The organism is Streptomyces sp. NPDC021096 (assembly GCF_040641275.1).
Taxonomy (GTDB): Bacteria; Actinomycetota; Actinomycetes; order Streptomycetales; family Streptomycetaceae; genus Streptomyces.
Genome location: NZ_JBFADG010000021.1, coordinates 81828 through 108420, shown reverse-complemented (window position 1 = coordinate 108420; position 26593 = coordinate 81828). Strand labels below are relative to the sequence as shown.

Here is a 26593-nt window from a genome sequence, read left to right as displayed (position 1 = left end):
TGCCGCTGACCACGAACGGCAAGCTGGACCGCAGGGCGCTGCCCGCGCCGGACTTCGCCCGGCTCAGCACAGCCCGCACCCCCCGCAACCCCCGCGAAGAAACCCTCTGCGGTCTCTTCGCCGAGGTCCTCGGCCTGGAGGCCGTCGGTATCGACGACAGCTTCTTCGACCTCGGCGGGCACTCCCTCCTCGCCACCCGCCTCATCAGCCGCATCCGCACCACCCTCGGCACGGAAATCGGCATCCGGGCGCTCTTCGAGACCCCGACCGTCGCCGGCCTCGCCAACCTCGCCGACCAGCTCACCGACACCACTCCCGTGCGGCCCGAACTCGTCCCCGCCGACCGGCCCGAGAAACTGCCGCTGTCGTTCGCGCAGCGCCGGTTGTGGTTCATCAGCCAGCTCGAAGGCCCCAACGCCACCTACAACATGCCCCTCGCCGTCCGCCTCACCGGCACCCTCGACGAGCAGGCACTCCAAACAGCCCTCCACGACGTCGTCACCCGCCACGAGAGCCTGCGCACCGTCTTCCCCGAGAACACCGACGGACAGCCCTACCAGCGCATCCTCGACGTGGTGGAACCGGGCGGGATCCTGAGTGTCGTCCCGGCCGACGCCGCCGGACTTCCCGCTCTGCTCGCCGCCGAGGCCAGCCGCGCATTCGACCTCGCCAGCGACCTTCCCCTCCGCGCACGCCTCTTCACCACCGGCCCGGACGAGCGCGTACTCCTGCTCGTCATGCACCACATCGCCGGAGACGGCTGGTCGACGGCACCCCTGATGCGGGATCTGTCGCAGGCCTACGCGGAACGCTGCCGGGGACTGTCCCCCGAGTGGAACGAACTGGCGGTGCAGTACGCGGACTACGCCCTGTGGCAGCGTGAGCTCCTCGGTGCCGAGGACGACGACCGCAGCCTGGTCGCCCAGCAGGTCGCGTACTGGCAGGAGCAGCTCACCGGCCTTCCCGAGGAGTTGCAGCTCCCGGCCGACCGGGCCCGCCCGGCCGTGGCGTCCTATCGAGGCGGTTCGGTGCCGCTGGTTCTCGACGCGCAGTTGCACCAGCGGGTCGTCGACCTCGCGCGCGCTCAGGGCACGAGCGTGTTCATGGTCATGCAGGCCGCCCTCGCCGCCCTGCTCACCCGCCTCGGCGCCGGCAACGACATCCCCATCGGCTCACCCATAGCCGGCCGTACCGACGACGCACTCGACGACCTCGTCGGCTTCTTCGTCAACACCCTCGTCCTGCGCACCGACACCACAGGCAACCCGACGTTCCGGGAGCTGCTGGAGCGGGTCCGGGAGACGGACCTCGCGGCCTACGCCCACCAGGACCTGCCGTTCGAGCGGCTCGTGGAGCTCGTCAACCCCGTCCGGTCCATGGCCCGGCACCCGCTGTTCCAGGTCATGCTGGCCTTCCAGAACAACACCGCCGCCGGCCTCGACCTGGTCGGTGTCGACGCCGACGTCGAGCCTCTCGACCAGGTCACCGCGAAGTTCGACCTGGGATTCACCCTGGCGGAACGTTTCGGCGCCGACGGAAGCCCGTCCGGCATCGAGGGTCAGGTCGAGTTCGCCGCAGACCTTTTCGACGCGACCACCGTGGAGCTGGTGGCGAAGCGGCTCGTGCGGCTGCTCGACGCTGTCGTGGCTGATCCCGAGCGGACCGTCGGGCGGGTGGAGATCCTCTCCGGCGAGGAGCGACAGCGACTGCTCACCGAGTGGAACGACACGTTCCATGAGGTCCCGGAGACCACTCTGCCCGACCTCATCGAGCAGCAGGCAGCCCGCACTCCTGACGCCACTGCCGTGGTCTTCGAGGGCGAGGAACTCACCTACGCCGAGCTCAACAACCGGGCCAACGAGCTCGCCCACCGCCTCATCAGCACGGGCACCGGTCCCGAGCACATCGTCGCCATCTCGCTGCCCCGATCCGTCGAGCTCATCGTCTCGCTCGTGGCGGTCCTCAAGACCGGGGCGGCCTACCTCCCCGTCGACCCGGACTACCCGGCCGACCGCATCACCTACATGCTCGGCGACGCTGCACCCACCTGCGTCATCACCGACACGCAGACCCTGCCCGTCGTCGAGTCCGCAACCACTCCCGTGATCGTCCTCGACGGCCCCGGGACCATCACCGAGCTCACGGGCAACCCCGACAGGACTCTGCGTCCCGGTCAGCCCGCCTACGTCATCTACACCTCCGGTTCCACCGGCCGGCCCAAGGGCGTGGTCGTCCCGCACAGCGGAATCGTCAACCGTCTGTTGTGGATGCAGTCGCGTTACGAACTCACCGCCGACGACCGCGTCCTGCAGAAGACGCCCTCCAGCTTCGACGTCTCGGTCTGGGAGTTCTTCTGGCCCCTGATCACCGGCGCCCGCCTCGTCGTCGCCAAGCCCGACGGCCACAAGGACCCCGCCTACCTCACCGGCCTCATACGTAAGCAGCAGGTCACGGTCACCCACTTCGTGCCGTCCATGCTCCAGACCTTCCTGGCCCACCCGGACGCCGGCCGCTGCACCACGCTCCGCCACGTCTTCGCCAGCGGCGAAGCACTCCCCCACGCAGTCCAGACCCAGTTCCACCGGGCCCTGGCCACCACCCCGCTGCACAACCTCTACGGCCCCACCGAAGCATCCGTAGACGTGACGGAATGGGAATGCCGCAACGAGGACGGAAACACCACCGTCCCCATCGGCGCACCCATCTGGAACACGAGCGCCTACGTCCTCGACGACCGCCTCCAGCCCGTCCCGCCCGGCACCCCCGGCGAGCTCTACCTCGCCGGCGCCGGACTCGCACGCGGCTACCTCAACCGGCCCGCCCTCACCGCGGAACGCTTCGTAGCCGACCCCTTCACCGGCACCGGCGCACGCATGTACCGCACCGGCGACCTCGTACGCCACCGCACCGACGGAACCCTCGAATACCTCGGCCGCACCGACCACCAGGTCAAACTCCGAGGCTTCCGCATCGAACTCGGCGAAATCGAAGCCGCCCTCACCACCCACCCCCACGTCGCCCAGGCGGTCGTGCTGGTGCGTGAGGACCAGCCCGGCGACAAGCGACTGGTCGCCTACGTCGTCGCCGAGAGCGCAAACCTGTCGACGGACACCCTCCGAGCAGCCCTCGCCGGACGCCTCCCCGACTACATGGTCCCCAGCACCGTCCTCACCCTCGACGCCCTCCCCCTCACCCCCAACGGCAAGCTCGACCGCGCCTCCCTCCCCGCACCCGACTACACGGCCCTCACCACCAACCGCACACCCCGCAACCCCCACGAAGAGACCCTCTGCGCTCTCTTCGCCGAAGTCCTCGGCCTCGACACCGTCGGCATCGACGACAACTTCTTCGAACTCGGCGGCCACTCCCTCCTCGCCACCCGCCTCATCAGCCGCATCCGCACCACCCTCGGCACCGAACTCGCCATCCGCACCCTCTTCGAAACCCCCACCGCCGCCGGCCTCGCCGACCAACTCACCGGCACCACATCCACACGACCCGAGCTGGTCCCGGCAGTCCGCCCCAACCGCTTGCCGCTGTCCTTCGCGCAGCGCCGTCTGTGGCTCATCAGCCGGCTCGAAGGCGCGAACGCCACCTACAACATCCCCATGGCGGTCCGCCTCACCGGCACCCTCGACGAGCAGGCACTCCAAGCAGCCCTCCGCGACGTCGTCACCCGTCACGAGAGCCTGCGCACCGTCTTCCCCGACGACGCGGACGGTCAGCCGTACCAGCAGGTGCTGCAGCCCGGCCGGGCCGTCGAGCTGCTCGCGTTCACCGAGGCCGAGGTCACCGGCGAGGCCGAGCTGTCCGCCGCCCTCCACGAGCACGCGGGCTGCGGGTTCGACCTGGCCGTCGATCTGCCGCTGCGGGCCTGGCTCTTCACCACCGGCCCCGACCAGCACGTACTCCTTCTCGTCATGCACCACATCGCGGGCGACGGCTGGTCCCTGGCCCCCCTCGCCCACGACCTTTCCGTTTCGTACACCGCACGCCTTCAGGGCTCTGCCCCCGCCTGGACGGCACTGCCCGTGCAGTACGCCGACTACACGCTCTGGCAGCGCGAGCTCCTCGGCGACGAGAACGACCCCGAGAGCGTCATCACCGGCCAGGCCGCGTACTGGAAGCAGACCCTCGCCGGGATTCCCGAGGAGCTGGAGCTGCCGTTCGACCGGGCGCGTCCTGCCGTCGCCTCCCACAAGGGCGGTTCGGTGCCGCTGGTTCTCGACGCGCAGTTGCACCAGCGGGTCGTCGAGCTCGCGCGTGCCCAGGGCACGAGCGTGTTCATGGTCATGCAGGCCGCCCTCGCCGCCCTGCTCACCCGCCTCGGCGCCGGCAACGACATCCCCATCGGCTCCCCGATCGCGGGCCGCACCGACGACGCGCTCGACGACCTCGTCGGCTTCTTCGTCAACACCCTCGTCCTGCGCACCGACACCACAGGCAACCCCACCTTCGAAGAGCTCCTCCAGCGCGTCCGCGACACCGACCTCGCCGCCTACGCCCACCAGGACCTGCCCTTCGAACGCCTCGTGGAACTCCTCAACCCCGTCCGCTCCATGGCCCGCCACCCCCTCTTCCAGATCATGCTGACCCTGCAGAACAACACGGAGGCCGGTCTCGACCTCCCGGGCGTCGACTTCGGCCTCGAGCCCCTCGATCTCACCACCGCCAAGTTCGACCTCGGTCTCACGCTGACGGAGCGCTTCACTCCGGACGGCGCCCCGGCGGGCATGGACGGCTGCACCGATTACGCGACGGACCTTTTCGACCGCTCCACCGTCGAGCTGCTCTCGCAGCGACTGGTCCGACTGCTCGAAGCCGTCGTCACCGACCCCACCACCACCGTCGGACAGCTGGAGATCCTCTCCGACCAGGAGCGACACCAGCTCCTCACCGGATGGAACGACACCCGCCGCGACATTCCGCGGACCTCCATCCCCGAGCTGTTCGAGCAGCAGGCGGCCCGTACTCCCGACGCCACCGCCGTGCTCTTCGAGGGCAAGGCCCTCACCTACGCCCGGCTCAACGCCCGCGCCAACCAGCTCGCCCATCACCTCATCAGCACGGGCACCGGCCCCGAGCACATCGTCGCCGTCGCTCTGCCCCGCTCGCCCGAGATGCTCGTCGCGCTCATGGCCGTGCTCAAGGCCGGGGCGGCGTACCTGCCCGTCGACCCGGACTACCCGGCCGACCGCATCACCTACATGCTCGGCGACGCGGCACCCACCTGCGTCATCACCGACACACAGACCCTGCCCGTCGTCGGGTCCACCACCGCTCCCGTGATCGTCCTCGACGACCCCGGCACCGCCGCCGGACTCGCGGCCCGTACCGACAGCGACCCCGAACGGACCGCGCACCCCGACCACCCCGCCTACGTCATCTACACCTCCGGCTCCACCGGCCGGCCCAAGGGCGTGGTGATCCCGCAGAGCGGAATCGTCAACCGCCTGCTGGCGATGCAGGCGCGGTACGAACTCACCACCGACGACCGGGTGCTCCAGCAGTTGCCGTCGAGCTTCGACGGCTCGGTGCGCGAGCTGTTCTGGCCGCTGATCACCGGGGCGGTGACGGTGCTCGCCAAGCCGGACGGGCACAAGGACCCGGCGTACATCAGTGCGTTGATCCGCGACAGCAAGGTGACGATCGCGGGCTTCCCGGCCTCGATGCTGCAGGCGTTCCTCACCGCCCGGGGCGTCGGCGAATGCACCTCGCTGCGCCACGTCTTCGTGGGTGCCGAGGCGGTCCCCTCCTCGCTGCAGACGGATTTCTTCAAGGCGCTCGACGTTCCGCTGCACAACGTCTACGGCCCGACCGAGACGACGGTCGACATGACGGAATGGGAGTGCCGGGACGAGGGCCGGGCCGACGTCTCGGTCCCGATCGGCGTCCCCGTCTGGAACACGCGGGTGTACGTGCTCGACGGCGGGCTGCGTCCGGTGCCCGTGGGCGTGGCGGGTGAGCTGTACATCGCGGGAGTGGGCCTGGCGCGCGGCTACCTCAAGCGCCCCGCCCTGACCGCGGACCGCTTCGTGGCCGACCCGTTCGGGGACCCGGGCGAGCGGATGTACCGGACCGGTGACGTGGTGCGCCGACGCGCCGACGGAAACCTGGAGTACGTCGGCCGGGCCGACGACCAGGTCAAGATCCGGGGCTTCCGCATCGAACTGGGCGAGATCGAGGCCGTCCTCGCCGCGCAGCCGCAGGTCGCCCACGCGGCCGTCGTCGCACGCGAGGACCGGCCGGGCGACAAGCGGCTCGTCGCCTACGTCGTGCCTGCCGGCGACGCCCGTCCGGCGCCGGCCGAGCTGCGCGCGGCGGTGGCCGGACGACTGCCGGAGTACATGGTTCCGGCCGCGGTCATGGTTTTGCCCGCCCTGCCGTTGTCGCCGAGCGGCAAGCTGGACCGCAAGGCCCTGCCCGCTCCCGACTTCGAGGCCCTCTCCACCGGGCGCCGTCCGCGCACGCCGCAGGAGGAGATCCTGTGCGGGCTGTTCGCCGAGGTGCTCGGCCTGGAGCGGGTCGGCATCGACGACAGCTTCTTCGACCTCGGCGGGCACTCACTGCTCGCCACGCGCCTCGTCAGCCAGGTGCGGGCGGCCCTCGGTGTGGAACTGCAGATCCGTGAACTGTTCGAGGCGCCGACAGTGGCCGGTCTGGCCGGGCGGCTCCCGGCGTCCGGCCAGGCCCGTCGCCCGGCACTGCGGCGGATGCGCAGGCCCGACTGACGCAGCGAAGACCGACAAAAGCAGTGGTTCGTTCCGTGTGCCGGCAGAACGGCACCAAGCCTGTTCGCCGTTTTGTACCGCCCTTTGGGCCCACGCGCGATGTGGGTTCAAAAATGAAGGAGATGACATGATTCCTTTGTCGTTCGCGCAGCGGCGGCTGTGGTTCATCAGCCGACTGGAAGGCCCGAGCGCCACGTACAACGGACCGCTCGCGGTGCGTATGTCCGGTGCGCTGGACCACGACGCCCTGCAGGCGGCCCTGGGTGATGTCGTCGACCGGCACGAGAGCCTGCGGACCGTCTTCCCCGAGGGGCCGGAGGGGGAGCCGTACCAGCGGATCCTGGGGCAGGCCGAGGCGGCCGGGCTGCTGGCGTTCGTCAGGGCGGAGGTCGCCGACGAGCAGGAGCTGACGTCGGCGCTGGAGCGCGCGGCACGCTGCGAGTTCGACCTGGCGCACGACCTGCCCCTGCGCGCGTGGCTGTTCGCCAAGGGTCCGGACGAGCACGTCCTGCTGCTGGTGCTGCACCACATCGCCGCGGACGGCTGGTCCATGGCGCCCCTGGCCCGGGACCTGTCCTCGGCGTACGCGGCGCGGACCGGGGGCCTGGCCCCCTCATGGGACGAACTGCCGGTGCAGTACGCGGACTACACGCTCTGGCAGCGTGAACTCCTCGGCGAAGAGGACGACCCCGAGAGCGTCGTCTCCAACCAGGTCACGTATTGGCGGAAGACTCTGGAGGGCGTTCCGGAGGAGCTGCGGCTCCCCTTCGACCGGCCCCGCCCGGCCGTCGCCTCGCACAAGGGCGGCTCGGTGCCGCTGGGGCTGGACGCGGAGCTGCACGGGCGGATCGCGGCACTCGCACGTGCCCAGGGCACGAGCGTGTTCATGGTGATGCAGGCCGGCCTCGCCGCCCTGCTGACCCGCCTCGGCGCGGGCACGGACATCCCCATCGGCTCGCCCATCGCCGGCCGTACCGACGTGGCGCTGGACGATCTCGTCGGCTTCTTCGTCAACACCCTCGTCCTGCGCACGGACACCTCGGGCGACCCGACGTTCCGGGAGCTGCTGGAGCGGGTCCGGGAGACCGACCTCGCGGCCTACGCCCACCAGGACCTGCCCTTCGAGCGGCTCGTCGAGGTCCTCAACCCGACCCGGTCCATGGCCCGGCACCCGCTGTTCCAGGTCATGCTGGCCTTCCAGAACAACACCGCCGCCGGCCTCGACCTGCCCGGCATCGACGTCGGCCTCGAACCGCTGGAGATGGTGGCCGCCAAGTTCGACCTCGGGTTCCACCTCGGTGAGTCCTTCGCCGCGGACGGCAGCCCGGCGGGTGTCGAGGGGCATGTGGAATACGCCGCGGACGTCTTCGACGCGGCCACCGTGGAGCTGGTGGCGAAGCGGCTCGTGCGGCTGCTCGACGCCGTCGTCGCCGACCCCGAGCGGCCCATCGGACGAGTGGAGATCCTCTCCGGCGAGGAGCGGCAGCAGCTGCTCACCGAGTGGAACGACACGTTCCATGAGGTCCCGGAGACCACTCTGCCCGACCTCATCGAGCAGCAGGCAGCCCGTACCCCTGACGCCACTGCCGTGGTCTTCGAGGGCGAGGAACTCACCTACGCCGAGCTCAACAGCCGGGCCAACGAGCTCGCCCATCGCCTCATCGGCACGGGCACCGGCCCGGAACAGATCGTCGCGATCGCGCTGCCCCGCTCCGTCGAGCTGATCGTCTCGCTCGTGGCCGTGCTCAAGGCCGGTGCGGCGTACCTGCCCGTCGACCCGGACTACCCGGCCGACCGCATCGCCTACATGCTCGGCGACGCTGCACCTGCCTGCGTCATCACCGACACGCAGACCCTGCCGGTGATCCCCCGGTCCGATGTCCCCGTGATCGTCCTCGACGACCACGCCGGCACCACCACGGCCGACACCGTCGACAACCCCGACCGGTCCCTGCGTCCTGGTCAGCCCGCCTACGTCATCTACACCTCCGGCTCCACCGGCCGCCCCAAGGGCGTGGTCGTCCCCCACAGCGGAATCGTCAACCGTCTGTTGTGGATGCAGTCGCGTTACGAACTCACCGCCGACGACCGAGTCCTGCAGAAGACGCCCTCCAGCTTCGACGTCTCGGTCTGGGAGTTCTTCTGGCCCCTGATCACCGGCGCCCGCCTCGTCGTCGCCAAGCCCGACGGCCACAAGGACCCCGCCTACCTCACCGGCCTCATACGTAAGCAGCAGGTCACGGTCACGCACTTCGTGCCGTCCATGCTCCAGACCTTCCTGGCCCACCCGGACGCCGGCCGCTGCACCACGCTCCGCCACGTCTTCGCCAGCGGCGAAGCACTCCCCGGCCCCGTGCAGGCCCAGTTCCGCAACACCCTCGCCACCACCCCGCTCCACAACCTCTACGGCCCCACCGAAGCATCCGTAGACGTCACCGAATGGGAATGCCGCACCGAAGACAGCAGCACCACCACCGTCCCCATCGGCGCACCCATCTGGAACACAAGCACCTACGTCCTCGACGACCGCCTCCAGCCCGTCCCGCCCGGCACCCCCGGCGAGCTCTACCTCGCCGGCACCGGACTCGCACGCGGCTACCTCAACCGGGCCGCCCTCACCGCGGAACGGTTCATAGCGGATCCCTTCACCGGCGCACGCATGTACCGCACCGGCGACCTCGTACGCCACCGCACCGACGGAACCCTCGAATACCTCGGCCGCACCGACCACCAGGTCAAACTCCGGGGCTTCCGCATCGAACTCGGCGAAATCGAAGCCGCCCTCACCGCCCACCCCCACGTCGCCCAGGCGGTCGTGCTGGTGCGTGAGGACCTGCCGGGTGACCAGCGGCTGGTCGCCTACGTCGTCCCGGACGAGGGTGCGGAGCCGACCTCCGATGCTCTCCGCTCGGCCATAGCCGGGCGTCTCCCCGACTACATGGTCCCCGGCACCGTCCTCACCCTCGACGCCCTCCCCCTCACCCCCAACGGCAAGCTCGACCGCGCCTCCCTCCCCGCACCCGACTACGCCGCCCTCACCACCAACCGCACACCCCGCAACCCCCACGAAGAAGCCCTCTGCGCTCTCTTCGCCGAAGTCCTCGGCCTCGACACCGTCGGCATCGACGACAACTTCTTCGAACTCGGCGGCCACTCCCTCCTCGCCACCCGCCTCATCAGCCGCATCCGCACCACCCTCGGCACCGAACTCGCCATCCGCACCCTCTTCGAAACCCCCACCGCCGCCGGCCTCGCCGACCAACTCACCGAAGGCTCGGAGGCGGCACACCCGGCGCTGATGCCGGCGGAAGTCCGCCCCGAGCGCCTGCCGTTGTCGTTCGCGCAGCGCCGGTTGTGGTTCATCAGCCAGCTCGAGGGGCCGAACGCCACCTACAACATGCCGCTCGCCGTCCGCCTCACCGGCACCCTCGACGAGCAGGCACTGCAGGCAGCCCTCCACGATGTGGTCACCCGGCACGAGAGCCTGCGCACCGTCTTCCCCGAGGACACCGACGGACAGCCCTACCAGCGCATCCTCGACGCCAGCGACCTCGGCCCCGTCCTCGGCATCGCCCCGGTCGACGCCGCCGAGCTCCCCGCGCTGCTCGCCGCCGAGGCCACCCGCGGATTCGACCTCGCCACCGACCTCCCCCTCCGCGCCCGCCTCTTCACCACCGGCCCCGACCAGCACGTACTCCTGCTCGTCATGCACCACATCGCCGGAGACGGCTGGTCCATGGCGCCCCTGGCCAAGGACCTTTCCGCCGCGTACGCCGCGCGCCTTCACGGCCGTGCGCCCGCCTGGGCACCGCTGCCCGTGCAGTACGCGGACTACACGCTCTGGCAGCGTGAACTCCTCGGCGACGAGAACGACCCCGAGAGCCTGATCGCCCGACAGCTCGCCCACTGGCAGCAGGCCCTCGCCGGTGCCCCCGAGGAGCTTCAGCTTCCGGCCGACCGGCCGCGTCCCGCCGTGGCGTCGTACGAGGGCGGTACGGCCTCCTTCACGGTCGACGCCGCCGTTCACCAGGGGCTGCTGGACCTGGCGGCGGAGCACCGGTCCACGGTGTTCATGGTGATGCAGGCCGCCCTCGCGGCGCTGCTCACCCGCCTCGGCGCGGGTGAGGACATCCCGATCGGCTCGCCGGTCGCCGGCCGGACCGACGACGGGCTCGACGACCTCGTCGGCTTCTTCTCGAACACGCTGGTGTTCCGCGTCGACACGTCCGGCAGGCCGAGCTTCGCCGATCTGCTGGAGCGGGTCCGTCAGGTGGACCTGGCCGCCTTCGCGCATCAGCACGTCCCGTTCGAGCACGTGGTGGAGGCGCTCAACCCCACGCGCTCGATGGCCCGGCACCCTCTCTTCCAGGTGATGTTCGGGTTCGAGAACAACGCCGAGGCGGTGCTGGAGCTGCCGGGGCTGAGCGTCGGCATGGAGCACGTGGCCGCCATCCGGTCCAAGTTCGACCTCGGTGTGCACGTCAGTGAGCAGCGGGGCGCCGACGGTGCCGCGACGGGGCTCTCGGGGACCTTCGACTTCGCGAAGGACCTGTTCGACCAGGGCACGGTGGAGACGATGGCGCGCCGCTTCGAGCGGCTGCTGGCGGCGGTGGTCGCCGATCCGCACGCGCCGCTGAGCCGGGTGGAGGTGCTGTCCGAGGACGAGCGCCACCGGCTGCTGGTGGAGTGGAACGACACCCGGCACGAGGTGCCGGCGGCGACGGTTCCGGCGTTGTTCGAGGAGCAGGTGGCCCGTACGCCCGATGCGCCGGCGCTCGTGTTCGAGGACACGGTGCTGAGCTACGCCGAGGCGAACGAGCAGGCGAACCGGCTGGCGCGGCTGCTGGTCGGCATGGGCATCGGTCCGGAGCGGGTGGTGGCGCTGGCCTTCCCCCGCTCGGAGAAGATGGTCGTGGCGCTGCTGGCCGTGCTGAAGGCCGGGGCCGCCTATCTGCCCATCGATCCTGAGTATCCGGCGGAGCGCGTGGCGTTCATGCTGGAGGACGCGGCTCCGGCGTGTGTGCTGACGGTTCGCGGGGCGGCGGGGCTGCTGCCCGCCGACGGTCCCCGGCAGGTCGTGCTGGACGACCCGGCGACCGTGGCGAGCCTGGCCTCGCTCGCCGGTACGGATGTGACCGACGCGGAGCGCACGGCGCCGTTGTCGCTGTCCCACCCGGCGTACCTCATCTACACGTCCGGCTCGACGGGCCTGCCCAAGGGCGTCGTGGTCGAGCACCACAGCCTGACGAACTACACGGTGCGGTGCTGGAGCGCGTACCCGGGTGTGAAGGGCACCGTGCTTCTGCACGCCTCGTTCGCGTTCGGGGCGATCGTGACGACGCTGCACGCCGTGCTCACCGTCGGCGGCTGTGTCCGTGTGTCGGCGATCGAGAACGTCGCGGCGGAGGATTTCGGGGACTTCACGTTCCTCAAGGTCACGCCCAGCCATCTGCCGCTGCTGGCCGACAGGTTGTCGGGGTCGTGGGCGGGGCAGCTCATGATCGGCGGCGAGGGCATCTCGGTGGAGCGGCTCCAGGCCTGGCGCGCCGCCCATCCGGACGCCGCCGTGGTCAATCACTACGGTTCGACCGAGGTGACCGTGGGCTGCCTGGACAATCCGATCGAGGTCGGGCGGCCGCTCGACGTCACGGGTCCGGTGCCGATCGGCCGGCCCATGTGGAACACCCGCGTCTATGTGCTCGACGACGGGCTGCGGCCGGTGCCGCCGGGCATGGCGGGTGAGCTGTACGTCGCGGGCGCCCAGGTGGGGCGCGGGTACATCGGGCGTCCGGGGCTGTCCGCGGAGCGGTTCGTGGCGGATCCGTTCGGCGGTCCGGGTGAGCGGATGTACCGGACCGGGGACGTCGCCCGGTGGACGGCCGACGGCCTGCTGCAGTGCCTGGGCCGTGCGGACGACCAGGTGAAGGTGCGCGGCTTCCGGATCGAGCTCGGCGAGATCGAGTCGGTGCTGGCGCAGCATCCGGGGGTCTCCCGTGCCGTGGCGCGGGTCCGCGAGGACGTCCCGGGCGACCAGCGGCTGATCGCCTACGCGGTGCCCGCGCCGGCGGCCGGCGCGGATTCGGGTGCGGTCCCGCTCGACGCGCGGGAGCTGCGGGCCTATCTGATGGACCGGTTCCCCGCGTACATGGTCCCGGCCGCCGTGGTGGTGCTGGACGCGCTGCCGTTGAACCCGAACGGCAAGCTCGACCGCGCTGCCCTGCCCGCGCCGGACTTCGACGCGCTGGCCGGGGGCCGTGAGGCGCGGACGCCGCGGGAGGAGGTGCTGTGCGGGCTGTTCGCCGAGGTGCTGGGCGTGGAGCGGGTCGGCATCGACGACAGCTTCTTCGAGCTCGGCGGGCACTCGCTGCTCGCCACGCGTCTGATCAGCCGGGTCCGTTCGGCGCTGGGCGCTGAGCTCGGCATCCGGGTGCTGTTCGAGGCGCCGACCGTCGCGGGCCTGGCCGGCCGGCTGGCCGAGGGCGGGGGCGAGGTCGTACGGCCGTCGCTGCTGCCGGCGGTCCGGCCCGGGCGGCTGCCGTTGTCGTTCGCGCAGCGCCGGCTGTGGCTCATCGGCCGGCTCGAGGGCCCGAGCGCCACCTACAACGTGCCCATGGCGCTCCGCCTCTCCGGGCCGCTCGACGTAGCGGCCCTCAGGGCGGCCCTGGGCGATGTCGTCGCCCGGCACGAGAGCCTGCGGACGGTCTTCCCCGAGGACGCCGACGCCCAGCCGTACCAGCGGGTGCTGGAGCCGGGCGAGGCCGCCGGGCTGCTGTCGTTCACCGAGACCGCGGTTTCCGGCGGGCAGGACCTGGGCGTGCTGCTGCGGAGGGACGCGGGCTTCGCGTTCGATCTGGGCGCCGACCTGCCGCTGCGGCTGTCGCTGTTCGCCACCGGCCCGGACGAGCACGTCCTGCTGCTGGTCATGCACCACATCGCCGGGGACGGCTGGTCCATGGCGCCCCTGGCCCGGGACCTGTCGACGGCCTACGCCGCACGGATCGAGGGGGCGGCGCCCGGCTGGGCGGCGCTGCCGGTGCAGTACGCCGACTACACGCTCTGGCAGCGTGAACTCCTGGGCGACGAGAACGACTCCGGGAGCCTGGTCGCCCGGCAGCTGGCCCACTGGCAGCAGACGCTGGCCGGCGTTCCCGAGGAGCTGCCGCTGCCCTTCGACCGCGGCCGGCCGGCCGTGGCGTCGCACGAGGGCGGCTCCGTGTTCTTCGGTGTCGACGCCGCACTGCACGGGCGGGTCGTCGACCTCGCGCGTGCCCAGGGCACGAGTGTGTTCATGGTGATGCAGGCGGCCCTGGCCGCTCTGCTGACCCGCCTCGGCGCGGGTACGGACATCCCGATCGGCTCCCCGGTCGCGGGCCGTACCGACGACGCGCTCGACGACCTGGTCGGCTTCTTCGTCAACACCCTCGTCCTGCGCACGGACACCTCGGGCGACCCGACGTTCCGGGAGCTGCTGGAGCGGGTCCGGGAGACGGACCTCGCGGCCTTCGCCCACCAGGACGTGCCGTTCGAGCGGCTGGTGGAGGTGCTGAGCCCGGTCCGTTCGATGGCGCGGCACCCGCTGTTCCAGGTCGTCCTGACCCTGCAGAACAACGCGGCGGCCACGCTCGGCCTCCCCGGCGTCGACGTCGCCGTCGAGCCGCTGGGGCCGGGCGCCGCCAAGTTCGACCTGGGATTCACCCTGGCGGAACGCTTCGCCGCCGACGGAAGCCCGTCCGGCATCGAGGGGCAGGCCGACTACGCGACCGAACTGTTCGACCGTTCCACGGTGGAGCTGCTGTCGCAGCGATTGGTGCGTCTGCTCGAAGCCGTCGTCGCCGACCCCGAGCGGACCGTCGGGGAGGTGGAAGTCCTCTCCGACCGGGAGCGGCACCAGATCCTGACCGAGTGGAACGACACCTCCCACTCCCCCGAGGTCCCCGCGGTCACGATCCCCGAGCTGTTCGAGCGGCAGGCGGCCCGCACGCCCGATGCCACCGCCGTGGTGTTCGAGGGTGAGGAGCTCAGCTACGCCGAGCTCAACAGCCGGGCCAACCGGCTCGCCCACCACCTCGTGGACCGGGGCACCGGCCCCGAGCAGATCGTCGCGATCGCGCTGCCCCGCTCCGCCGAGCTGGTCGTCGCCGTCCTGGCCGTGCTCAAGGCCGGGGCCGCCTACCTGCCCATCGACCCCGACTACCCCACCGACCGCATCGCGTACACGCTCGCGGACGCCCGGCCCGTGCGCGTGCTGACCGACGCGCGGACCGCGTCCCGCCTGCCGGGGAGCGGTCCCGACCGGGTGGTGCTGGACGATCCCGCGACCGGGGCGCTCCTGCGCGGCCTGCCGCACACCGACCCCGGCCGGGGCGATTCCCTGCGGCCCGGCCACCCCGCGTACGTCATCTACACCTCCGGCTCCACCGGCCGGCCCAAGGGCGTGGTCGTCCCGCACCGGAACGTGGTGCGGCTCTTCGGCGCCACCCAGGACACGTTCCGCTTCACGGGCGACGACGTGTGGACGCTGTTCCACTCCTTCGCCTTCGACTTCTCCGTCTGGGAGCTGTGGGGCCCCCTGCTGCACGGCGGCCGTCTCGTGGTCGTCCCGCACCGGACCTCCCGCACCCCGGCCGACTTCCTCGAGCTGCTGGTCCGGGAGAAGGTCACCGTCCTCAACCAGACGCCGACCGCGTTCCACCAGCTGGCGCAGGCCGACGCCGAGAACCCGGCGCTCGGCCGGGACCTGGCGCTGCGCCTGGTCGTCTTCGGCGGCGAGGCGCTCGAACCGGGCCACCTCAAGGGCTGGTACGAGCGGCACGCCGACGACGCGCCCGCGCTGGTGAACATGTACGGCATCACCGAGACCACCGTGCACGTCACGTGGAAGACCCTCACCCGTGAGTCGGCCGCCGCCGGGTCGGGCAGCCTGATCGGGCAGCGGATCGCCGACCTGACGACGTACGTCCTCGACGACAGGCTGCGGCCGGCTCCCCTCGGGGTCCCCGGCGAGCTCTACGTCGCCGGTGCCGGTCTCGCCCGCGGCTACCTCGACCGGCCCGCCCTCACGGCGGAGCGGTTCGTGGCCGATCCCCACAGCGCCACGGGTGCGCGCATGTACCGCACCGGTGACGTCGTACGCCGCCGGGCAGACGGGAGCCTGGAGTACCTGGGCCGGGCCGACGACCAGGTCAAGATCCGGGGCTTCCGCATCGAACTCGGCGAGATCGAGGCCGCCCTGGCCGCACAGCCGAACGTGGCCCACGCCGCCGCCGTCGTCCGCGAGGACCGGCCCGGCGACAAGCGGCTGGTCGCCTACGTCGTCGCCGAGAGCGCGGAGCTGTCGACGGACGCCCTCCGGGCGGCCCTCGCCGGACGCCTCCCCGACTACATGGTGCCCAGCACCGTCCTCACCCTGGAGGCCCTCCCCCTCACCCCCAACGGGAAGCTCGACCGCAAGGCCCTGCCCGCACCCGACTACACGGCCCTCACCACCGGCCGCAGGCCCCGCACGCCCCAGGAAGAGGTCTTCTGCGGCCTCTTCGCCGAGGTCCTCGGCCTGGAGACGGTCGGCATCGACGACAACTTCTTCGAGCTCGGCGGCGACAGCATCCTGTCGATCCAGCTGGTGAGCCGGGCCCGGAAGGCCGGTCTGGTCGTCTCGCCCGCGGACGTGTTCCGCTGCAAGACCGTCGAGGCGCTGTCCGCGGTCGCCGTCACCGCCGAGGCGGACGGGGCCGTGGCGGAGGATCCGCTGGAGGGGACCGGTCCCCTCCAGCCGACGCCGATCGTGCACTGGCTGCGTGAGCGCGGCGGCCCGATGGAGGGGTTCAACCAGTCCGTGCTGCTGAGCGTGCCGGCCACCCTGGGCCAGGTCCGGCTGACCGCGGCCGTGCAGGCGCTGCTGGACCACCACGACGCCCTGCGCATGCGGCTGTCCCGGACGGCCGGCGACGGCCGGTGGGAGCTGGAGATCGCGGAGCGGGGCGCGGTGCGCGCCGACGCGTGCGTCCGCCGGGTCGACGTGGCCGGTACGGACGAGGAGGCGCGGCGCGCGGTGACGGCCGAGGAGGCCCTGGCCGCGCGGGACCGACTCGCTCCCGACGACGGGGCGATGGTCCAGGCCGTGTGGTTCGACGCGGGTCCGCGCGAGTCCGGGCGGCTGCTGCTGGTGCTGCACCACCTGGTGGTCGACGGTGTGTCGTGGCGGATCCTGCTGACCGACCTGGAAGCGGCGTGGGCGGAGCTGGCGGCGGGCCGCAGGCCCGCTCCGGAGCCGACCGGTACGTCGCTGCGCCGCTGGGCCGACGGGCTGACCGCCCTCGCGCGCAGCTCGGCGCGGGCGGCGGAGCTGACGACCTGGCAGGGCGTCCTGGAGGGCGACGACCCGCTGCTGGGCGGCCGGGCGTTCGACCCGCGGGTCGATGTGGTCGGCTCGGCCCGTTCGGTCACCATGTCACTGCCGGTGGAGGAGACCGAGGCCCTGCTCACGCGGGTGCCGGCGGCCTTCCACGCCGGGGTCAACGACGTGCTGCTGACGGGCCTGGCCCTGGCGGTCGCCGACCGGCGCCGGCGGCTGGGGCGGGGCGGCGACTCCTCGGTGCTGCTGCACCTGGAGGGGCACGGCCGCGAGGAGGCCGTGGTCGGGGCCGATCTGTCGCGGACGGTGGGCTGGTTCACCAGCATCTATCCGGTGCGCCTGGATACGGCCGTCGGCGACTGGGACGAGGTGTGGGCCGCCGGGCCGGCCGTGGGCGATGCGCTCAAGCGGGTCAAGGAGCAGTTGCGGGCGCTGCCCGACAACGGGGTGGGCTACGGCCTGCTGCGCCACCTCAACCCGGAGACGGGCCCGGTGCTGGCCGCTCTGGCGCAGCCTCAGATCGGCTTCAACTACCTCGGCCGGTTCGCGGTGGGCGAGCGGGCCGGGCACGGGGCCGGAAGCGGTGTCCCGGGTGCCGGGGACTGGCGTCCGGTCGCCGAGGACACCGGTCTGACGGGCGCCGACCCGCGCATGCCGCTGCCGCACGCGCTGTCGGTCAACGCCATGACCGAGGACCACGCGGACGGTCCGAGGCTGACGGTGACGTGGTCGTGGCCCGGGGAGCTGCTGGCCGAGGCCGACATGCGTGATCTGGCCGAGGCGTGGTTCCGGGCGCTGCGGGTGCTGATCGAGCACACCCGTGATCCGGAGGCCGGCGGGCACACCCCGTCCGACGTGCCCCTGGTGTCCCTCTCCCAAGCCGACCTTGATCTGGTCCAGAAGATGTGGAGGTCGTCCAAGTGACGCCGCAGTACGGTGGCAGCGCCACTCTCCCCCAGCTCACCGGCGATCTCGCCGCGCTCGTCGCGGCGGTGCGCGAGGCCGTGGTGGGCGCGTCGGCGCCGGCGCAGGCCGCGGACCGGGTGGCGGAGCGGCTGCGGCCGTTCCTCACCCGTCCCGGGCTGCTGGCGCAGCCGCAGTGCGAGGGCGACCCGGCGGGGTACCGCCAGCACGTCCTGCACACGGAGCCGGACGGGAGCTTCTCCGTCGTCGCCCTGGTCTGGCTGCCGGGTCAGGAGACCCCGGTGCACGATCACGTCTCGTGGTGCGTGACCGGGGTGCACGAGGGCGAGGAGACCGAGCACCGCTACCGCGTCGTCGGCGGTGACGGCGGCGAGCGGCTGCTGGCCACCGAGGTGATCGTCAATTCCGCCGGCGAGGTCGGTGGGTTCGCGCCCCCCGGCGACATCCATCTCGTGCGCAATTCGGGCTCCACGCGCGCGATCTCCCTTCATGTCTACGGGGCGGACGTCGGCCGGCTGGGCTCGAGCATCCGGCGCGTCTACCCACAACCGCGCGTCAGCGCCCAGTCGTGAAAACTCCCCGCTCCGGCGGGGATCTCTGCAGGAGGTACGTCATTAATTCCGGTGATCACTACTCGCTCGTCTGCACGCGATGCGGAGCGCGGGTGGCCGATGACGGTATGAGATCGGGCTGTGCGCTGTGCGGCGACGATTCGATGCTCCGTACGGAGTACGAGGCCGAGGGCTTCGGCGTCGATCCCGGCGCGTCCGGTGTGTTCCGCTACCGCCAGTGGCTGCCCGTGCGGCGCGAGGTGGCCGGTTCCGGCAGGCCCGCGGTGTTCCGGAGCGAGGGCCTGGGCGGCGCGCTCGGGCTGCGGGATCTGTGGATCTCCTTCAGCGGCTACTGGCCCGAGCGGAACTGCGGCATGCGCTCGGGCACGTTCAAGGAGCTGGAGGCGTACACGGTCCTGGGGCGCGTCCCCGAGGATGCCGGGGTGATGGTCGTGGCTTCCGCGGGCAATACGGCGGCGGCCTTCGCGGCCGCCTGCCGGGACTACGCGTTCCCGTGCCTGCTGGTGATTCCCGAGCGGGCCGTCGCGGGCCTGGCGGTCGCCGGGGAGGTCGGGGAGCACGTGAAGGTGGTGGCGCTGGAGGGTGCCACGTACAACCAGGCGATCGCCTACAGCCGCCGGCTCGTCGCGTCCTCACCCGAGTTCTTCGCCGAGGGCGGCGTCCGCAACGTCGGCCGCCGGGACGGGCTGGCCGTGGTGGCGCTGACCGCGTACGAGGAGACGGGCCGGCTGCCGGACTTCTACTTCCAGGGGGTCGGCAGCGGGGCCGGGGCGATCGCGACGTACGAGGCGGCCGGCCGCATCATCCGTGCGTCGGCGTCGTCCGGCGGGGATGAGGCGATGCCCCGCCTGTTCCTCTGCCAGAACGCGGAGTTCGCCCCGCTCCACGAGGCGTGGACCGGGGCGGAGGGTGCGCATCCGGACGGCCAGCGCCAGGTGCTCGCACCGGAACTGGTCAACGCCGCGCCGCCGTTCTCCCTGGCCGGCGGGGTGCGGGACATCCTGACGCACAGTGCGGGCGAGATGCTCGTCGCGGACCGGACCTCCGCGCTGGCCGCGTCGGCGATGTTCGAGGAACTGGAGGGCGTGGACATCGAGCCGGCCGCTGCCGTGGCCGTCGCCTGTCTGCGCGACGCCGTTCTCGACGGCCGTGTGCCGAAGGACGCCCGGATCCTGCTCAATGTGACGGGCGGCGGGCGGCGCCGCTCCTTCGCGGAGCTGGACGGCGCATCCCACCGTCCCGACCTGCGGACGGCGCATCCCGACAGCGCACCCGAAGCCATCTCGTCCGACATCCTCAATTCCTTCTCGAAGGGGGCCCGACGTGTCCAGCTCATCTGAGAACCTGCTGCAGATCATGGATCTGCACGGTTCGCTGGGATCACCGGTCAGCGAATCCATGAACTTCCTCAACGAGGTGGCCCAGCGCTACCCCGATGCCGTCTCACTGGCGGCCGGGCGCCCGTTCGAGGGGTACTTCGACCTCGACGCGATCCCGCACTACCTCGACACCTTCCGCCGGCACCTGACGTCCGAACTGGGCGGTGACGAGGCGGCGGTGACCCGCACGATCCTGCAGTACGGGCGGACCAAGGGCATCATCCACGGCCTGATCGCCGAGAACCTGCGGGTCGACGAGGGCATCGTCGCCGACCCGGAGTCGATCGTGGTGACGGTCGGCTGCCAGGAGGCCCTGTACCTGACGCTGCGCGCCCTGCGCCGCACCGAGAAGGACGTGCTGCTGGCGGTGACGCCCACCTACGTGGGGGCGCACGGGGCGGCGCAGCTCGTGGACATGCCGGTCCTGCCCGTCCGGGAGTCGGGCGCGGGCATCGACCTGGACGATCTGGTGGCCGTCGTGGAGCGGGCCAGGGCGGCGGGGCTGAATCCCCGTGCGCTGTATGTGATCCCGGACTTCGCGAACCCCAGCGGTGCCAGCCTGAGCCGGCAGACGCGCCTGGATCTGCTGCGGATCGCGCAGGAGCACGACTTCCTCGTCCTCGAGGACAATCCGTACGGTCTCTTCGGTGACGGTGCCGGGCTGCCGACGCTGAAGTCGCTGGACAGCGACGAACGCGTGGTCTATCTGGGCTCGTTCGCCAAGACGGGCATTCCCGGTGCGCGGGTGGGCTTCGCCGTGGCCGGTCAGCGGGTGGCCGTGGCGGGCGGCGGGACGGAGAGCCTCGCCGACCAGCTCGCGAAGGTCAAGAGCATGCTCACCGTGAACACCTCGCCCATCGCGCAGGCGGTCATCGGCGGCAAGCTGCTGGAGAACGGCTGCAGCCTGCGCACGGCGAACGAGCGGGAGATCCGCACGTACCAGGACAACCTCCGCCGGATGCTGAAGGGGCTCTCCGAGCGCTTCGGCCAGGACGGGGCCCCGCAGGTCTCCTGGAACACGCCGGGCGGCGGCTTCTTCCTCGTCGTCACCGTGCCCTTCCCGGCCGGTGACGACCTGCTGGAGCTCAGCGCACAGCGCCACCGGGTGCTGTGGACCCCCATGCACCACTTCTACGCCGACTCCCGGCCCCGCAACCAGATCCGGCTGTCCTTCAGCCATCTGCTGGCGCCGGAGATCGAGGAGGGTCTGGACCGGCTCGCGGACTTCGTCCGTGAGCAGTCCGCCGGCCGTTAGTTCCCGACACACCACCGAGAGCGCGACACCAGCGCGACGCGATCAAGAGGAGCCATGGAACACTACATTCCGGTAATCCGGAGCAAGCGCAGGTCGTGGGGATGGACCTACCGATGACCATGACCGCCGACCTGCCCACCCCCCTGTCCGCCACCGCGGGCCTTCCGCACCCCGGTGCGCTGGCCACCGCCCCGCACACCGCACTCGACGTGCCCGGCGTGGCCCGCGTCGTCGGGGTGGGGACCGCCGTGCCCCCCACCTCGTACTCCCAGCAGGACCTGCTCGACATCTTCCGGATCGAGGATCCGCGGATCCGCTCGATCTTCCTCAACAGCGCGATCGACCGGCGCTTCCTCACCCTGCCCCCGCAGGGCGAGGACGGCACCCGCGTGCTGGAGAAGCAGGGCGAACTGCTCGCCAAGCACAAGGCGCAGGGCATCGACATGGGCGTCCGGGCCGTCGAGGAGTGCCTCAAGGACGCCGGCGCCGAGCTGTCCGACATCGGCTACCTGTGCTGCGTGACGTCCACGGGCTTCCTCACCCCGGGGCTGAGCGCGCTGCTCATCCGCGAACTCGGCATCAGCCGCCACTGCAGCCGGATCGACATCGTCGGGATGGGCTGCAACGCCGGGCTCAACGCCCTGAACGCGGTGAACGGCTGGGCCAGGGCGCACCCCGGCCAGCTGGCGGTCATGGTGTGCATCGAGTCGTGCTCCGCCGCGTACGTCTTCGACGGCACCATGCGCACGTCCGTCGTCAACAGCCTCTTCGGCGACGGCTCGGCCGCGGTGGCCCTGGTCGCCGGCGAGTGGGACGGCCGCGACGAGCCGCCGGCCGCACTGCCCGCGGTGGCCGCGGAGCCGGTCCCCGAGCCGCGCATCCTGAAGTTCGCCAGCTGCGTCATCACCGACGCCGTCGACGCGATGCGCTACGACTGGGACGCGGAGCAGGACCGGTTCAGCTTCTACCTCGACCCCCACGTGCCGTACGTGGTGGGAGCGCACGCCGAGATCGTCGTGGACCGGCTGCTCGAAGGCGCCGGGCTGCGCCGCAGCGACATCGCCCACTGGCTGGTGCACTCCGGCGGCAAGAAGGTCATCGACGCCGTCATGGTCAACCTCGGCCTGACGCGCTACGACCTGCGGCACACCACGGGTGTGCTGCGCGACTACGGGAATCTTTCCAGCGGTTCCTTCCTCTTCTCCTACGAACGGCTGCTCAAAGAGGGCGTCGCCCGGCCGGGCGAGTACTGCGTGCTGATGACGATGGGACCCGGCTCGACGATCGAGACCGCCCTGGTCCGCTGGTGACGATGTGACCGAGCAGAGAGGCAATGAGAAGTTGAACCCCACCGGTATTTCCCCCCGGCCCGCCGAGGACTTCACGATCCGCGTCGACGGCGCCCGGCCCCTGACGGTGGCGACGGTCGCCGAGCTGACCGCCCTCGCCGACCGCGTCGAGGACTCCGGCGCCCCGCAGGTCGCCGTCCTGCACGTCACCGGCGCCCCCGAGGACTCCTGGACCCGGGAGGTGAGCCTGCCCCTGGTCAACAAGTGGGAGCGGGCCCTGCGCAGGCTGGAGCGACTGGACGCCGCCACGGTCGCCGTGGCCACGGGCGACTGCGGCGGCGTGGCGTTCGAGGCGCTGCTCGCCACCGACTACCGCATAGCCGGCGCCGACGCCCGGCTGACGGTGCCCTCCGACGTCAACGGCGTCTGGCCCGGCATGGCCCTCTACCGCCTGGCCAACCAGATCGGCATCGGCCCGACCCGCCGCACGGTGCTCTTCGGCCTCCCCCTCCCCGCGAGCGAGGCCCTGGGCCTGCACCTGGTCGACGAGGTCGCGGACGACACCGAGGCCGCGCTGGCGAGGACGGTCGCCCTCCTCGGCTCCAGGACCGGCCAGGGCCTGGGCGTACGACGGCAGCTCATGCTGGACGCGACGACCACCCGCTTCGAGGACGCCCTGGGCAGCCACCTCGCCGCCTGCGACCGGGTGCTGCGCCGGGTGCCCGCCGAGGTCGCACCGTGACCGCGCCGGCCGGCCTCGCCGAGGCCCGCCAGGCCCTGGCACAGGAGGCCGCCGGCATCGACGAGCTGCTGGCGTCGCTCCCCGAGCCCGCGGACCGCTCCCCGGAGCAGCGCGCCCTGGCCGCCGAGGCCAAGAACCGCGGCCGGGCGCTGCGCAGCCGGTTCATGCGGACGCACGGCGAGGCGGTGTACGACGAGCTGACGCAGCGACGCACGGTCCATCTGCGCCTCGCGGAGCTGGTCGAAGCCGCCGCGGCGGCCTTTCCCGGGCTGGTGCCCACCGCCGGGCGGATGGCGGCCGAGCGGGCCCGTCCGCAGGCCGGCAAGGAAGGGCACGAGATCGACCAGGGCATCTTCCTGAGCCAGGTGCTGGGTTCGCCGGTCTCCGGTCCCCACCTCATGGACGCGATGCTCAGGCCCACGCCGCGGGCCCTGGGCCTGCTGGCTGAGTTCGAGCGCACGGGGAGCGTGGACCTGGGCTCCGTCCTGCTCGAACGGCGGGACGGCGCCGCGCATCTGACGATGTGCCGGGACGACTGCCTCAACGCCGAGGACAACCGGCAGGTCGAGGACATGGAGACGGCCGTCGACCTGGCGCTGCTGGACCCGGCGGTGCGCGTCGCGCTGGTGCGCGGCGGCGTCATGACCCACCCCCGCTACCGGGGCAGGCGCGTCTTCAGTGCGGGCATCAACCTCAAGAGCCTGCACGCCGGGGAGATCTCCCTGGTCGACTTCCTGCTGCGTCGGGAACTGGGCTACATCCACAAGATCATCCGCGGGGTGCTGACCGACCACGACCGGTCGTGGCAGTCCCGCACGATCGAGAAGCCGTGGGTGGCGGCGGTGGACGGGTTCGCCATCGGCGGCGGGGCCCAGCTGCTCATGGTCTTCGACCGGGTCCTGGCCGGCGCCGACACCTACTTCAGTCTGCCGGCGGCGCAGGAGGGCATCGTGCCCGGCGCCGGCAATCTGCGGCTGGGCCGGCTGGCCGGCGGGCGGATCTCCCGCCAGGTGGTGCTGTGGGGCCGCCTGATCCGGGCCACCGAGCCGGACGCCGGGTTCCTCTTCGACGAGGTGGTGGAGCCGCAGGAGCTGGACGCGGCGGTGGAGGACGCCCTGCGGCGCCTCGACAGCCCGGCGGTGGTCACCAACCGGCGGATGGTCAACCTGGCCGAGGAACCGCCGGAGGCGTTCCGGCAGTACATGGCCGAGTTCGCCCTGCAGCAGTCGCTGCGGCTGTACAGCGAGGACGTGATCGGCAAGGTCGGCCGTTTCACCGCGGCCTCCGCCGCCCGTAGCTGACGCGGAACGACCGGCCGCGGACACCCCTTCCCGTGAGGGGGTGTCCGCGGCCGGTTCCGCGGGGGCGTTCCGTGGCCCCCTGCAGCACCGCCTACAGCACCGCGTCCAGTGAGTCGGCGAGGATCTCCAGGCCTTCGGTGAGCTCCTCGGCGGTCGTGGTCAGCGGCGGCATGAGCTTGACGACCTCGCCCTTCGGCCCGGAGGTCTCCATCAGCAGGCCGCGCCGGAACGCCTCCTCGCAGACGGCAGCGGCCTGGTGGGGATCGGCCAGGACGATGCCCCGGGCCAGTCCACGCCCGCGCAGGCCGCTCACGCTGCCCGGCCTCGCCTCGGCGATCCCGGCGAGCGCCCGCCCGACCTGTTCGCCCTTGGCGAGGGTCTCCTTCTCGAACGCGTCGTCGCGCCAGTAGCCGAGGGCGGCGGTGGCCGTGACGAACGCGGGGTTGAAGCCGCGGAAGGTTCCGTTGTGCTCCCCCGGCTCCCATATGTCCAGGCCGCCGCGGAACAGCGTGAGAGCCATCGGCAGGCCCAGGCCGCTCAGGGACTTGGAGAGGCAGACGATGTCGGGGGTGATCCCGGCCTCTTCGAAGCTGAAGAACGCTCCGGTGCGCCCCACGCCCATCTGTACGTCGTCGACGATGAGCAGGATCCCGTGCCGCTTGCACAGCGCGTCGAGCTCGCGTAGCCACGGCGCGGAGGCCGCGTTGAGGCCGCCTTCGCCCTGGACGGTCTCGACTATGACCGCGGCCGGCTTGTCGAGGCCGCTGCCGCTGTCCCGCAGCATGCCCTCCAGCAGGGCCAGGCCGCCCACGTCCCCGGTGCCCTCGCCCAGGTAGTTCTCGTAGGGCATCGTCACGGTGTGCTCGAGTGGGACGCCGGCGCCGGCGCGCTTCATGGCGTTGCCCGTCACCGCGAGGGCGCCGAGCGTCATCCCGTGGAAGGCGTTGGTGAAGCTCACCACGGTGCGGCGGCCGGTGTACTTGCGGGCCAGCTTGAGGGCCGCCTCGACCGCGTTGGTGCCCGCCGGGCCGGGGAACTGGACCTTGTAGTCGAGTCCGCGCGGCGCCAGGACGACTTCGTGGAAGGTGCTCAGGAACTCCCTTTTGGCGACCGTGTACATATCGAGGCTGTGCACGATGTTGTCGTCGGCGAGATAGGAGAGGAGTTCCGCCTTGATGCGCGGGTTGTTGTGCCCGTAATTGAGCGTCCCGGCACCGGCGAAGAAATCGAGGTAGGGGCGCCCGCTTTCGTCGTGCATGTGGCTGCCCAGTGCCCTGCCGAAGACCACGGGCCAGCCGCGGCAGTAGCTGCGCACCACCGATTCGCGGTCTTCGAATACGCCCGTTGCCGTCATGTCGCTCCCTTGTCGGGGATCTGAGGGGATACCGGAGGGGGAATCGGGGTGGGGGTCAGGCATGGTAGGGGCCGATACGGAAGAGCGCTTCCGGCTCATGGCCGTCGGGGAAGAGTTCCGCGCCCAGGAACGGCACCTGCTCCAGCGGTGCGTCATGGTCGCGGGCGAAGGACCGAAGGAGGTTCTCCGAGGCCGTATTGTCGGGCGTGACCGTGCCTTCGAGGTAGCGGAAGCGCGGGTCGGAGTGGGCGATGTGGTCGATCATGCGCCGCGCGAGCCCCCTGCCGCGCAGGGTGGCGTCCACCCCGCTCTGCCAGGCGAACACCGTCTCCGGATCGTCCGGCCGGGCGAAGCCGATGATGTATCCGCACACGCCGTCCGCGGAGCGGGCGACCACCGAGGTCTTCGCGAAGTCACGGCACCAAAGAATATAGAAGTACGGTGAATTGACGTCGACCGTCTTCTCGTGTTCGCGGGCGAGACGCCATATTGCGTGACCGTCTTCCAGTCGCGGTGTCTCAAGCCGGATTTCCCCCGTGTGTGGGGGCTTGGGATCAGCTGGGAACGACATGATCCGCCGCCCTTTCAAGTCGTGTTCGGCTTTCCGTCCGGATCGATTGCGTAGATCAACATCCGGCCCGGTCAGCATAGTTGATCAACGTGCTGGGGTCAGCGGTCGTTCTCACCGGAAGCGG

General features: G+C 71.4%; 10 protein-coding genes. 8 read left to right on the top strand and 2 right to left on the bottom strand.

Annotation, left to right across the window (positions count from 1 at the left end):
- The 8 genes from AB0G59_RS23170 to dpgC form a co-directional block, all read left to right on the top strand.
- A partial coding sequence (locus tag AB0G59_RS23170; protein ID WP_360914629.1) for an amino acid adenylation domain-containing protein occupies window positions 1-6731 on the top strand: 6731 nt, incomplete at its 5' end.
- 127 nt (window positions 6732-6858) lie between these two features.
- Window positions 6859-18006 carry an amino acid adenylation domain-containing protein gene (locus AB0G59_RS23165; RefSeq protein WP_360914626.1) on the top strand — a complete coding sequence of 3716 codons (11148 nt, stop codon included), beginning with the start codon at window positions 6859-6861 and terminating at the stop codon, window positions 18004-18006.
- A gap of 68 nt (window positions 18007-18074) precedes the next feature.
- Window positions 18075-18578 (top strand): cysteine dioxygenase family protein, encoded by a 504-nt coding sequence (locus AB0G59_RS23160; protein ID WP_360914656.1) that lies wholly within the window; start codon window positions 18075-18077, stop codon window positions 18576-18578.
- A complete protein-coding gene (locus AB0G59_RS23155) occupies window positions 18575-19918 on the top strand; it encodes a cysteate synthase (protein ID WP_360914623.1) in 1344 nt (447 codons plus the stop codon). The genes AB0G59_RS23160 and AB0G59_RS23155 overlap by 4 nt, the downstream gene beginning before the upstream one ends.
- Before the next feature lie 16 nt (window positions 19919-19934).
- Entirely contained in the window at window positions 19935-21212 is a 1278-nt protein-coding gene (locus AB0G59_RS23150; protein ID WP_360914653.1) for a PLP-dependent aminotransferase family protein, read from the top strand.
- A gap of 119 nt (window positions 21213-21331) precedes the next feature.
- Entirely contained in the window at window positions 21332-22522 is a 1191-nt protein-coding gene (gene dpgA, locus AB0G59_RS23145) for a 3,5-dihydroxyphenylacetyl-CoA synthase DpgA (protein ID WP_360914650.1), read from the top strand.
- Window positions 22523-22526: 4 nt separating this feature from the next.
- On the top strand, window positions 22527-23243 hold the full coding sequence (dpgB, locus tag AB0G59_RS23140; RefSeq protein WP_360914620.1) for an enoyl-CoA-hydratase DpgB: 717 nt from the start codon (window positions 22527-22529) through the stop codon (window positions 23241-23243).
- A 35-nt stretch (window positions 23244-23278) separates the two neighbouring features.
- On the top strand, window positions 23279-24544 hold the full coding sequence (gene dpgC / locus AB0G59_RS23135; RefSeq protein WP_360914647.1) for a (3,5-dihydroxyphenyl)acetyl-CoA 1,2-dioxygenase DpgC: 1266 nt from the start codon (window positions 23279-23281) through the stop codon (window positions 24542-24544).
- Window positions 24545-24635: 91 nt separating this feature from the next.
- On the opposite strand, the gene ectB is transcribed toward dpgC, so the two are convergent.
- Window positions 24636-25898, bottom strand: a complete 1263-nt coding sequence (gene ectB / locus AB0G59_RS23130; protein ID WP_360914617.1) for a diaminobutyrate--2-oxoglutarate transaminase — start codon at window positions 25896-25898, stop codon at window positions 24636-24638.
- Window positions 25899-25953: 55 nt separating this feature from the next.
- The gene (gene ectA / locus AB0G59_RS23125; RefSeq protein ID WP_360914614.1) at window positions 25954-26547 is read right to left on the bottom strand and encodes a diaminobutyrate acetyltransferase; all 594 of its coding nucleotides are present in this window, start codon (window positions 26545-26547) and stop codon (window positions 25954-25956) included.
- Window positions 26548-26593 lie beyond the last annotated feature (46 nt).